Here is a 12,658-nt window from a genome sequence, read left to right on the forward strand (position 1 = left end):
TTTTCTTTTTTATGTAGTATGCGCTTGTATGCGGAGAAATATCAAAAACCGCTGAATGAGATTCAGCGGTTTTTTTGTTCATCCTGTTTGTAAAGAAGAGCTTTCAGGAGCGCTTTTTGCGCGTGAAGCCGGTTTTCCGCCTGCTGAAATACCGCAGAGTTCGGGCCATCGATAATCTCGGACGTGACCTCTTCCTCCCGATGCGCGGGCAGGCAATGCAAAAATGTATAGTCGGGTTTGGCGAGACTGACGAGTGAGGCGTTGACTTGATACGGGGCAAACACATTCAGCCGCTGCTGCGTCTCTTCCTCCTGCCCCATGCTCGTGAAGACGTCGGAGTAAATCACGTCTGCATCCCGCACCGCTTCCTGCGGATTTTCGGTAAGGGTGATTTTCGCTCCGGAAACAGCCGCCGCTTCTTTCGCGGCATCCACCGCCTCTTCCTCTGCTTCATAGCCTTTCGGCGAAGCAACCGCAATGTCACAGCCCATTTTTGCGCAGCCGATCATAAGTGAATGCGCCACATTATTTCCGTCACCGATATAGGCAACCTTTACTCCTTTCATTTCTCCTTTTATTTCTTGTATCGTTAACAGATCCGCGAGTGCCTGACACGGGTGATACCGGTCGGTCAGCCCGTTTATGACGGGAATGTCTGCATGCTCGGCAAGCTCTTCGACTTTTTCATGTTCAAAGGTGCGGATCATAATGGCAGCAACGAATCCGGACAGCACCTTCGCCGTATCCGCGACCGTCTCCCCCCGCCCAAGCTGCAGGTCGCTGCTTGAAAGAAATAGTCCCGTTCCCCCGAGCTGGGCCATTCCCGCTTCAAAAGACACACGTGTGCGGGTTGAAGATTTTTCAAAAATCATCGCCAATGTTTTCCCTTGGAAAATCGGCTGTATCGGATGTTGTTTTAATAATGAAGCTTCTGTCAGAAGCGCATTGATGTCTGACGGGCTGACATCTTTTAAGGAAAGAAAATCTTTGCCGTACAAATGGGTTAATGTGTGTTCCGCTTTTATTGTGTGCATGATGCCACTTCCTTTTGATAAAGATCTTTGAGCGATACAGGCTGAGGTTTGCCGGAGCCGCTTGCTAAAAATGCCTTTACGGTTTCCGGTTCAGTAAAGACCGTCACACCGTGCGTCATGGCTTCGATCCGTTGTTTACGCGCTTCTTCAGAGTGATTGAAATTGATATGGACCGCTTTATCCTTTCGCTCTGCCCATGCCGGGAACGCATCTTTGCATACGGTAAATCCCGCCTCTTGAGCCTGACGTTCCAATTCCGCATCACAGCCTTCCAGATAGATGCTGCCTTTTTTCTCCCAGACGTGCGCGTAGATTTTTTTCAGGGCGCTTTCTGCGTCAAACGCGACACACATGCCTTCTCCGGTCGACTTCATTTCCGGCCCGGGCTTTACGTCCACATCCTGAATGGCGTGAGAAGAAAAAACCGGGAATTTCACTGCCGTTCCGTGCTGATTTTGAACCTCGGGCTTGATGTCTTTAAGGGAAGCGCCGGCCAGCAATCTGGCGGCAAGCGGGATCATCGGCACCCCCATCACCTTAGACACGACAGGAACCGTGCGGCTTGCCCGCGGGTTCACTTCAAGAACGAGAATATCCCCTTTGTCATCAATGACAAACTGAATGTTCATGATGCCTTTAAAAGCCAGTTTTACCGCGATTTTTTCGGCGGCCTCTTTTATATTCCGCTGCATATCAGGTGTGACAGACGGACCCGGAAGAATCGCAAAACTGTCGCCCGAATGGACGCCGGCGCGCTCAATGTGCTCTGTGTAAGTCGGCACGAATACTTCATGTCCGTCGGAAATCAGATCGATCTCCAATTCTTTTCCTGTAATGTACTGATCGATCAAAATCGGATACGGCATGCCCGCTTCATTTTCCTGCAGTTCTGACATTTGCGCTTCTGAATCAACGATGATCATGCCCATCCCACCGATGACATAAGACGGACGGATCAGCACGGGGTAGCCGATTCGGCTTGCTTTTTCCGTTGCTTCTTCTTTTGAATAAGCGGTTTCGCCTTTGGCATGTTTCAGGTCAAGGTCATCAAGCAGCTGATAAAACAGATCCCGATCCTCCAGCGCATCAAGGGTTTCAAAGGATGTTCCGAGCAGCGGAATGCCCGCTTTTTCCAGCGGTTCAGCGGCATTGATCGCGGTCTGTCCCCCAAACTGGACGATGGCAAAATCAATGTTTTCATGTTCCGCCACGTTTAAAATATGTTCTGTCGTCAGCGGTTCAAAATAAAGCCGGTCGGCGATTTCATAATCCGTGCTTACTGTTTCCGGATTGTTATTGATCATAATCGTTTCATACCCCAGCTTTTGCAGGGTCAGAACGCCGTGGACGGCGCTGTAATCAAATTCCACTCCCTGACCGATGCGGATCGGGCCTGAGCCGATGATGAGGGCGCGTTTTTTTTCTTTTCGGCTGATATCTCCGTCGCTTTCCCCGAGGTAGGTGGAGTAGAAATAATTCGTCTTGGCATCAAATTCAGCGGCGCATGTATCTACGATTTTAAACGACGGGACGATGCCTGATTTCTTTCTGAGAGCACGGATGTCTTCTTCCGTTTTTCCCGTGAGAGATGCGATCATGACATCCGTGAAGCCTTTTACCTTCGCCTGCTTTAAAAGCGGGGCAGACAGATGATCCCCTTCTTCCATCAGCTTGTTTTCCAATGTGATGATATTTCGGAACACATGGAGAAAAAACGGGTCAATTTTCGTTTTGGCATGGATGTCTTCTATCGTTTCACCGCGGCTTAACAGTTCCATGACGACGAAAAATCTCCGGTCATCCGGCGTTACCGCTAATTCCCACAGCTGATTGATCGTACAGCCGCCGAGTTCAGGCAGTCGGGTGCCGATCGTTTTCAGCTCAAGGGAGGCCGCCGCTTTTTGAATGGCCGCTTCCATATTTCTTTCGATCGCCATGACCTCTCCCGTCGCTTTCATCTTCGTTCCGAGCGTGCGGTCGGCATGTTTAAATTTATCAAACGGCCAGCGCGGGAATTTGACGATGACATAATCAAGCGCCGGTTCAAAGCTTGCATAAGTAGAGCCCGTCAGCGGATTTTTCAGTTCATCAAGCGTATAGCCGACGGCAAGTTTCGCCGCCATTTTGGCAATCGGATAGCCGGTCGCTTTTGACGCGAGAGCTGAAGAGCGGCTGACACGCGGGTTCACTTCAATGACATAGTACTGTTTGCTGAACGGATCCAGCGCAAATTGAATGTTGCAGCCGCCGACTACATCCAGCGCCGAAATAATCGCCAGGCTTGCTGAACGCAGCATCTGATATTCTTCATCCGTTAACGTCTGGGACGGTGCGACGACGATGGAGTCCCCTGTATGCACGCCGACGGGATCAATGTTTTCCATATTGCAGACGGTGATGCATGTATGATTGCTGTCGCGCATGACCTCATATTCGATTTCTTTAAAACCGGCGATGCTTTTTTCGACGAGGCATTGGCTGATCGGGCTTGCTAACAGCGCCTGTTTAATAAGCGTCTGAAACGATTCTTTCGTTTTCGCGATTCCGCCTCCCTTTCCGCCTAGCGTGTACGCCGGTCTCAGAATGACCGGAAATCCGATAGACTCAGCGAAGCGGAGGGCGTCTTCTTCGTTGTCGACGATTTCGCTTTCCGGAACGGGCTGATCGAGCTCTTTCATCAGGGCGCGGAACTGCTCCCGGTCTTCGCCTTTTTGAATGGTTTCCACCGATGTTCCCAAAAGCTTGACGTGATGCTTCTTCAGCACGCCTGCTTCTTCAAGCTTAACGGCTAAATTCAATGCCGTCTGGCCGCCCAAATTGGCAAGCAGACCGTCCGGTTTTTCTTTTTCAATAATAGCCTCGATGCTGTCGGTTGTGAGCGGTTCAAAATATATTTCATCGGCAAACGCCTCATCCGTCATAATCGTTGCCGGGTTGTTGTTGACTAGAATAACGCGGTATCCTTCTTCTTTCAGAGCCATGCAGCCCTGCGTTCCTGAATAATCAAATTCAGCCGCCTGGCCGATGATGATGGGGCCGGAGCCGATGACTAATATGCTGGAAATGGTTGTATCTTTAGGCATGAGCGATTTCTCTCCTTGCTGGTATCACTTTCTCTAGAAATTCATCAAATATCCACTCGCTCTCAGCCGGTCCGGGGTGAGCTTCAGGGTGGAACTGGACGCTTAATACGGGAAGGCGCTTATGAATGAGCCCTTCCACTGATGTATCATTGACATGATGAAATCTGATGGACAGCTCGTTTTCGTCAATTGATGCTTCATCGACGACATAGCTGTGGTTCTGGCTTGTCATAAACACCCGTTTCGTTTTCCGGTCAATGACGGGATGGTTGGCACCCCTGTGGCCGAACGGCAGCTTATACGTATTTCCTCCGAAAGCCAGGGCAATCAGCTGATGCCCGAGGCAAATGCCGAGTGCGGGGAAATCACTGAGTAATGATGTAATCCGGTTCATGTACGGCGCAATCGCTTTCGGGTCGCCCGGGCCATTTGAGAGCACGATTCCGTCGGGCTGAATGTCGTAAACAGCGTTCATCTGCTGATACGGAATGACCGTTACTTTACAGCCGCGCTTTACAAGTGACGAGGCGATTGATTTTTTATAACCGAAATCAATGAGCGCAATATGCCGGTCTCCGTTCCCCATTGACGTGATGTCTTCAGACTGCGCCAGCTCCGCCGGGTTTTCTGTTCCGGATGCTGCGGGAATCTCTCCTGTTGTTGACACGGCAGCGTTCATCGTGCCGCCGGAGCGGATGGTTTTGACGACGGCCCGTGTGTCCACTTCGGTTAAGAGCGGGATGTTCCATTTATTTAAATACTCTCTCAAGCTTGAGACTGCTTCATGGTGAGAAAAATGTTCACACGCTTCATAGACGGCAACAGCCTTGACTTGAGGGATCTTACTTTCGAGGTCTTTTTCATTAATTCCGTAGTTTCCGATCAGCGGATACGTAAAGACGACGATCTGGCCCTTATATGACGGGTCTGTAAGCACTTCCTGATAGCCCGTCATTCCGGTGAAAAAAACAGCTTCGCCAACACAGCGGGCCTCTTTTTCAAGTTCACCGCCGAATGATGTTCCGTCTTCCAATACTAAATAGCCTTTCATCTAAAGCCCACCTCTTGATGAATAATTAATTAAAAATATGAATTTTTATACTTTTATACCGAAAAAAAATTACCGTTTCACTGCCGAATGCGCTTCGATCGCTGCTTTCAGCATACTGACGGCCGACAGCATTTCTTCTTCAGAAACCGTAAGCGGCGGGAGCAGCCTGATGACATTCGGTCCGGCCGGAAGCACGAGAAGCCCGCGTTCCTGCAGATCTCCGATGATGCCGGACACGGGACCTGCGCATTCAATGCCGATCAATAACCCTTTTCCGCGGATTTCTTTTACAAAAGGCCCTGTCAGTTCATGGTTCAGCTGCGCTTTTAAAAATGATCCTTTGTCTGCCGCCGCCTGAAGAAAGTCCGGCTGAAACACAATATCCAAGGTTGCTTTCACAGCTGCCATGGCAAGCTTATTGCCGCCGAAAGTCGTACCATGCGTACCCGGCGTAAAGGCGTCTCCAAGCTTCTTTTTGCCGATCACGGCTCCGGCGGGAAAACCGTTTCCAAGCCCTTTCGCAGCAGTGATGATGTCCGGCGAGATGCCGAAATGCTCATAGCCGAATGCCTTGCCCGTCCGGCCGATTCCGGTTTGAATCTCGTCTGCGATAAGCAGCGCCTGTTTGTCTTTGCAAAATGTCTGTAAGGCTTCGATGAATTCCGGGTCGGCGGGATTGACTCCCCCTTCTCCCTGCACCGTCTCAAGCATGACGGCGGCGATATCATCCTCTTTTGAAAGCGTGCTGAATGCCGACGGATCATTGAACGGAAGATAGTGAAAGCCTTCAAGCATCGGTCCGAAACCGATCTTGATTTTGTCTTGTCCGGTGGCGGCCATCCCCGCATAGGTCCGTCCGTGAAAGGATTGATGAAATGTTACAATTTTTGTCTTTCCCGTTGCTTTACGGGCAAGCTTAATGGCGCCTTCATTCGCTTCGGCTCCGCTGTTGCAGAAGAAAACGAGATCTCCCGCGCTATGTTCGGCAAGCTTTGCCGCGGCTTTTTCCTGAAGATCATTTTCAAACAGATTGGAAACGTGCCATACGCTGTCAAGCTGTTCTTTCACTGCTTCTGTGACCTCATCATGACAATGGCCGAGATTGGAAACGGCGATGCCCTGAATAAAATCGAGATACGTTTTTCCGTTTTCATCCTCTGCAATTGTCCCTTTCGCTTTTTTGATATCGATGGGCCAGCGGCTGTAGGTTTGAAATAGACTGCTCATGACACGCTCTCCTTTTCTTTGACGATTTTTGTTCCTTGGAAGGCTTGATCGGTGAAAAACGCTCCTTTTCCGTTTACGATCAGCACTTCCTCGACGTCTTCACTCAGTGCCGATAATGCCGAGTTTACCTTCGGAATCATCCCTCCTGAAATCACGCCGTCATCTATGAGGGCCTGAATCTCTTGCGGCGTCAAAGTATCCAGCCTGTTCTCTCCGTCCATAATTCCTTCGACATCCGTGACAAATAAAAGTTTATCGGCGTGTAAGGCTGAAGCGACGGCCGATGCCGCTGCGTCTGCGTTGACGTTCAGCGTTTCGAAATCACTTGTCATGGAAAGCGGAGCGATAACGGGAATGATGCCTTCTTTCATTAATGCGTGAATGATTGACGGATCGGTTTTTTGTATTTCGCCGACTTCTCCGTATTTGTCTTGATTAAGGTAAGATGCTTGAAGGAGACCGCCGTCCTTTCCTGATATTCCCGCGGCTTTCAGCCCGTTTTTCGCGAGTTCGGTTACGAAAAATTTATTGATCGTCCCTGACAAGACCATTTCCGCTGTTTCCAGCACCGGTTTGGTCGTTTTCCGCTGTCCATTGACAAATTCCGTTTCAATCTGCAATGTTTTCAGCATTCTTGAAATGTCCGGGCCGCCTCCATGGACGACGGCAATGTTCCAGCCCGATTGCATAAGCTCTTTTACATTTTGAAAAAAATCGGCGGATAACTCGCGGATTACGCTTCCGCCGCACTTAAAAACGATGGTTTTCTTCATGCCGCTCCCCTTTGTTATGTGCGATAGCTCGCATTGATTTTGATATAATCATAGGTTAAGTCACAGCCCCATGCCCGGCCGCTGCCGGAGCCTTCCTGCAGGCGGACTGCAATCGTAATCTCATCACCTGATAAGTACTCCTTAGCATCAGTTTCCGAAAACGGCTGAGGTTCGTTGTTTTTAAACAGACACTGGCCGCCGAGGAAAACTTCCACTTGTTCGGCCGTTACGCTTGCCGCACTGTGCCCGATTGCGCCGATGATGCGCCCCCAGTTGGCGTCTGTGCCGTAAACGGCGGTCTTCACAAGGCTTGAACCGACGATTTTTTTGGCGATAATATTCGCCTCAAGGTTATTTTTCGCGCCTTCGACTCTGGCTTCAATTAATTTCGTCGCTCCTTCACCGTCTCTGGCAATATCTTTGGCAAGGTCTTCGCATACAAGCTTTAATCCCTTTTTAAAAGCCGGCCAGTCCGGGTGATCCTCCGCCAGGCAATCATTCCCCGCGCAGCCGTTCGCCATCACAAGCACCATGTCATTCGTCGATGTTTCTCCGTCAACGGTGATTTGGTTAAATGAAACATCCGTAATCTCTCTGAGCGCGTTTTTGAGCGCCTGTTCTTCCACGGCCGCGTCCGTTGTGACAAAGCCGAGCATTGTCGCCATGTTGGGGTGGATCATGCCGGAGCCTTTCGCCGCTCCGCCGATCGTGATGATGTCTCCGCCGATCACCAGTTCATAACACGTCTGTTTCGTCACTGTATCCGTCGTCAAAATGGCTTCTTCAAATGCTCCGGACACGGACGGCGCTTGACCGAGCTGTTCAATGCCCGCTTGAATTTTTTTCATATCTAAAAGCTCGCCGATCACCCCGGTTGACGAAACCGCAACAAGCTCCGGCTCAATGCCGAGCTGGCTCGCGAAGCCGTCCCGCATTTCATAGGCGTCCTTTAATCCTTGGTCTCCCGTACAGGCGTTGGCAATCGCGCTGTTGACAATAACCGCCTGAAGCACACCCTCTTTTTTCAAGCTGGCTTGCGTCACTTTCAGCGGCGCTGCCTGAAAATGGCTCTGCGTATATACCGCTGCACTGACTGCAGGCGCTTCGCTGATAATCGCTCCGAGATCTTTTTTTGAATAGCGCAAACCGCAGTGCACGCCCTTTGCCTCAAACCCTTTCGGCGAGGATACGCCGCCTTTTATTTTCGTAATTTCCTCACTCAGCTGAATCATATTTTCGAATCCCTCTTTCGTTCTATGGATAGACTGGCGTCATCGTAAGTCCCGTTTCTTCCTGCCAGCCATTCATGATATTTAAATTTTGAACCGCCTGCCCTGCGGCGCCTTTCATCAGATTATCTATGACAGAAACGATGGTGGCACGGTTTGTTCTTTCGTCCACAGTGACACTGATATCACAAAAATTGCTGCCGTATACCTCTTTCGTCGCCGGAAATTCACCTTCCGGCCTGATTCTGACAAAATATGAATCTTTGTAGAATTCGGAATACAATTCTCTTACCTGTGCAGCAGACATACCCGGGGGAGCCTCCGTATACATCGTCGCCATAATGCCCCTTGTCATCGGCGCCAAATGAGCGGAAAACGTGATCGGGCCTGTGCCGGGCTGCCAAGCCGCTAATTGCTGTTCAATTTCCGGAGTATGCTGATGCTCATTAACCTTATAAATTTTGAAATTATCATTCAGCTCAGAATAATGAGTGCCCATGGATGCTTTTCGGCCGGCGCCGGATACGCCTGTTTTCGCATCAACAATCAGAAATGAATCTTGTAAAAGCTTATTCTTCGCCAGCGGGGCGAGCCCGAGCAGCACAGCCGTCGGAAAACATCCCGGATTGGCAATCAGCTTTGCAGTCTGAATCTCTTCTTTTTGCAGTTCAGCTAAACCGTAAACCGCGCTTTGAATCGTTCCTTTCGGAGCGGCCTTCCGCTTATACCACTTTTCATACACGGCCGGGTTTTGAATCCGCAGATCGCCGGATAGATCAATGACCAGGATGCCCGCCTCCGCCAGCTTGGGCGACCACTCTCCGGAGACGCCGGGCGGCGCGGCTATGAACATGACATCAATTTCGTTTCGGATCGTTTCTATATGAAGCGGCTGAAGTGATTGTGACGCTATATTCCTCAAATGCGGATATGAAGCGGCATATTCTTTTCCTTCGTCGCTCGATGAATATAATATACAATCCTCTGCATAAGGGTGATGGTTAAGAATCCTGACAAGTTCGGCGCCTCCATAACCAGTAGCGCCTATAATACCTATTTTCAACGGGTTCACCTTCTTGGTTTTTGTGAAATTATTTAACATTATAACATGAATAAAAATTAATTCAATTGTATATTTAATATTTTTTCATTCATTTTCTATCTGTTTTCACTGACAAAAAAACCCCCTCTCGATCGAGGGAGTTCCATAAGAAAAACAGGCTGATCGGATCAGCCTGTTTTTCTCAGCATCATCAGCCCGCTTATAAAAAACAGCACGGAGCTGGCGTAAAAAATAATATAAACCGTAAAGAAATCAGCGAGAAACCCGCCGAGAATAATGGCAGCAGCTGAAAATACGGCCGTCCAGAAATGATAGCTGCCGACTTTTTTTCCCCGCTCCCCGCCGTCGGTGTAATCGGCGATCATGATTTTCTCGCCGTGTTTTTGCATCGCGCCAAACAGGCCCAAAAGCACCTGCACAACATAAACCTGGTGCACGCCGGTAATGTGCGGGAGCGTCAGAAGAAGCACCGCCATCCCCCACGAATTTGCCATAAGGAACCAGCGGGGGTCCAGTCTTGCCGACAGCCGGCCGAGCAGCGGATGAATCAATGCGCCGCTCAGGCCGAACAAGCCGTATGAGAGACCGAATTGCGTGTAGCTGGAACCGATGTTTTTAATAAATAAAATATAAAACGGAAAGATCAGGCTGCCGGCAAAAAAGACACTGCTCTGAGACAGGATCAGCCATTTTAAATGGTTGTGTTTCATGATTTGTACCTCTGATAAAAATAATTCATAAACAAGTCATCCGGATCATATTTGTGTTTTTTCTGAAAGAACATATCGCTTTTCGGATATGCCTCACGCATCTGCTCTTTCGTTTGATACAGCATATACGGGAGATAATAACTGCCGCGGTGGCGCAATGCCGTATCTGTCATTTTTCTGACAATCCGCGCCGCACTCGCCTGGCCGTCTTTTGAAAACCCTTCATTGATTAAAAGAACGAGTGAAAACATGTCTTCCTTTGCGTATGACAGATCGGCTTTTTCATTTTTTTGCACGTAGCGGATCGTAATATTTACGAGATTGAGATCTTCATGTGACAGCGTCTTGCGTAAGTCATGAATGTACGGCGCAAATTCGCCGACGGGTACGAAGTATTCTTGTAGCACGTCGGTGTTGTCCGTGTTTTCATATTCCAAAAATTTCGATTCTGACCGCATGACATTGTTCCTGGAGACTTTCACGCCGTTTTGGCTGAGAAAATAAGACTGCTGGGTTGACCAGAACCAATTTCTGCCCCAGTCATACCGGCGGGAGAGGCCGAGCGCGAATTTCGTCAGCGCCGGATGCTCATCTTCTTTCAGTTCATTGTGCCGCTTGAATTCTTTCTGATTGTCTGAGATTGTGTAATCAGTCACATACATGTCATGCAAAAAGCCTTTATCCCCTGTTGCGATCCGCGCGAGATGCATGCGCACGGCGGGGTTGCGCTGAACATGCTGCGTAAAATATTGACTGTATGTATCAGCGTTCATGCGTTTCGTTTTCATTTCATAAAGCTCATCATCCGTCAGCTCAATATCCGCGTCAAGGATGACGCCGAACAGGCCGTAGCCGCCGATGACGGCTGAAAACAGGTCATCTTTCGGAGTAACGGTGATGACTTTGCCGTCCGCCTTTAAAAGATGAAACGATTTGACCGTATCAATCAGCGAACCGTACCGGATATCCCGGCCGTGGGCGTTGGCGCTCAGTGAGCCGCCGATCGTAAAAATGTTTTGCGATTGCATGACTTTTACCGCGAGCCCGTACGGATTGACATAGCGCTGAATATCATTCCACGTCGCTCCCGCCTGCACTCTGATGATTTTTTTCTTTCGGTCGAGACCGAGTATTTTGTTGTAGCCCGTCATGTCGAGAACGATACCGTCTTCATAATACGTCTGGCCGCCCATTGAGTGCTGGGCGCCTGCGATTGAGATCTTCAGATGCTTTCTCTTTGCTTCCTTAATCGTTTCGACCAATGTTTCTTTCTCTTTTCCTTTGACCGTCTGCTTAATTTTCACGGGCATGAGACGGCTGACATCCGTCATTGTCCCTGCCTGCTGCTCCGGCTCTTTGTGAAAAGCGGAAACAGCGAACAGCGCCGTATAAACAAGAATGCTAAGGATAATGAGAAGTAATTTTTTCTTCATGGATTCCTCCCTCGCATGCAGCCGGTCTATTATATCATGCCTCACGTCCGTTTTTTTCCTTTTTAACCCGATACCGGAAAACACACGGCATAAAAATACACAGAAATCCTTAAAATGATTTTTTGGTCAGTATATAATCGATATATACGCAGATGTATTACCAAAGGGATTGTTTAAAACAAACATGTTAAATGAGGTGGGGAAAATAAACATAAAAGGAATCAATCATCTTCTTTTTTCTGTTTCAAATTTGGAAAAATCTATAGAATTTTATGAGAAAGTATTTCATGCACAACTCCTGGTTAAAGGGCAAAAGACAGCATATTTTGATCTGAACGGGCTTTGGCTTGCACTTAACTTAGAGGCGGATATACCAAGAAATGAAATACATAAATCCTACACACATATGGCTTTTTCAATTGATCCAAAAGATTTTGATGCAATACATCAAAGATTAAAAAATCTAAATGTAAATATATTAAATGGGCGTCCAAGAGATAAACAAGATCAAAAGTCAATTTATTTTACTGATCCCGATGGGCATAAATTTGAATTCCACACAGGCACACTCCAAGACAGACTGTCCTATTACAAAAAAGATAAACCTCATATGAAATTTTATATATAAAGGTTTGTTTGCGATCCAAAACAAACCCTCACTGTCGCTTATATGCAGACAAAAGAAAAGCACCTCCAAACTTTAGGATGTACCTAAAATCCGAGGTGCATTTTCTTATTACTGAATCCCTAATGCGATTTTTGCGTAGCGTGACATTTTGTCTCTTGTCCACGGCGGATTCCAAACGATGTGGACCTCCGTCTCTTTTACATCCGGAATGTCGGCGAGCGCTTTTTTCACCTCGTCGACGATGATCGGAGCGAGCGGGCACCCCATTGATGTCAGTGTCATCGTAACGTGCGTCAGACCGTCGTCATCCATATCAACGTCGTATACAAGGCCGAGATTGACGATATCGACGCCGAGCTCAGGGTCAACAACCTGCTCCAAGGCGCCCATGATGTTTTCTTTTAATGCTTCTTCCACGTTCCATCAC

At 48.6% G+C, this 12,658-nt stretch carries 11 protein-coding genes; 1 reads left to right on the top strand and 10 read right to left on the bottom strand.

Features of this window, described 5'->3' with window-relative positions; all coding sequences use genetic code 11:
- Positions 1 to 62: 62 nt before the first annotated feature.
- From argF to OQ477_RS09720, 9 genes are all read right to left on the bottom strand, one after another.
- Entirely contained in the window at positions 63 to 1,034 is a 972-nt protein-coding gene (argF, locus tag OQ477_RS09680; RefSeq protein ID WP_265972225.1) for an ornithine carbamoyltransferase, read from the bottom strand.
- On the bottom strand, positions 1,022 to 4,117 hold the full coding sequence (locus tag OQ477_RS09685) for a carbamoyl phosphate synthase large subunit (RefSeq protein ID WP_265972226.1): 3,096 nt from the start codon (positions 4,115 to 4,117) through the stop codon (positions 1,022 to 1,024). The genes argF and OQ477_RS09685 overlap by 13 nt, the downstream gene beginning before the upstream one ends.
- Complete coding sequence (locus OQ477_RS09690) at positions 4,110 to 5,168, bottom strand: carbamoyl phosphate synthase small subunit (protein WP_007409132.1); 1,059 nt, start codon at positions 5,166 to 5,168, stop codon at positions 4,110 to 4,112. The genes OQ477_RS09685 and OQ477_RS09690 overlap by 8 nt, the downstream gene beginning before the upstream one ends.
- A gap of 69 nt (positions 5,169 to 5,237) precedes the next feature.
- Positions 5,238 to 6,395, bottom strand: coding sequence for an acetylornithine transaminase (locus tag OQ477_RS09695; protein WP_265972227.1), 1,158 nt, complete (start codon positions 6,393 to 6,395; stop codon positions 5,238 to 5,240).
- The gene (argB, locus tag OQ477_RS09700; RefSeq protein WP_265972228.1) at positions 6,392 to 7,168 is read right to left on the bottom strand and encodes an acetylglutamate kinase; all 777 of its coding nucleotides are present in this window, start codon (positions 7,166 to 7,168) and stop codon (positions 6,392 to 6,394) included. The genes OQ477_RS09695 and argB overlap by 4 nt, the downstream gene beginning before the upstream one ends.
- 14 nt (positions 7,169 to 7,182) lie before the next feature.
- On the bottom strand, positions 7,183 to 8,400 hold the full coding sequence (argJ, locus tag OQ477_RS09705) for a bifunctional ornithine acetyltransferase/N-acetylglutamate synthase (protein WP_032874440.1): 1,218 nt from the start codon (positions 8,398 to 8,400) through the stop codon (positions 7,183 to 7,185).
- A 22-nt stretch (positions 8,401 to 8,422) separates the two neighbouring features.
- A complete protein-coding gene (gene argC, locus OQ477_RS09710) occupies positions 8,423 to 9,460 on the bottom strand; it encodes an N-acetyl-gamma-glutamyl-phosphate reductase (protein WP_265972229.1) in 1,038 nt (345 codons plus the stop codon).
- A 167-nt stretch (positions 9,461 to 9,627) separates the two neighbouring features.
- Complete coding sequence (locus tag OQ477_RS09715; RefSeq protein WP_265972231.1) at positions 9,628 to 10,170, bottom strand: MFS transporter; 543 nt, start codon at positions 10,168 to 10,170, stop codon at positions 9,628 to 9,630.
- Positions 10,167 to 11,603, bottom strand: a complete 1,437-nt coding sequence (locus tag OQ477_RS09720) for an FAD-binding oxidoreductase (RefSeq protein ID WP_265972233.1) — start codon at positions 11,601 to 11,603, stop codon at positions 10,167 to 10,169. The genes OQ477_RS09715 and OQ477_RS09720 overlap by 4 nt, the downstream gene beginning before the upstream one ends.
- A 184-nt stretch (positions 11,604 to 11,787) precedes the next feature.
- Between OQ477_RS09720 and fosM the strand changes: the two genes are divergently transcribed.
- The gene (fosM, locus tag OQ477_RS09725) at positions 11,788 to 12,231 is read left to right on the top strand and encodes a FosM family fosfomycin resistance protein (RefSeq protein ID WP_038457588.1); all 444 of its coding nucleotides are present in this window, start codon (positions 11,788 to 11,790) and stop codon (positions 12,229 to 12,231) included.
- Between the two features lie 108 nt (positions 12,232 to 12,339).
- On the opposite strand, the gene OQ477_RS09730 is transcribed toward fosM, so the two are convergent.
- Complete coding sequence (locus tag OQ477_RS09730; RefSeq protein ID WP_003155088.1) at positions 12,340 to 12,648, bottom strand: metal-sulfur cluster assembly factor; 309 nt, start codon at positions 12,646 to 12,648, stop codon at positions 12,340 to 12,342.
- Positions 12,649 to 12,658 lie beyond the last annotated feature (10 nt).

Origin of the sequence: Bacillus sp. ChL18, assembly GCF_026241425.1 — a bacterium.
Classification (GTDB): Bacteria; Bacillota; Bacilli; order Bacillales; family Bacillaceae; genus Bacillus; species Bacillus velezensis.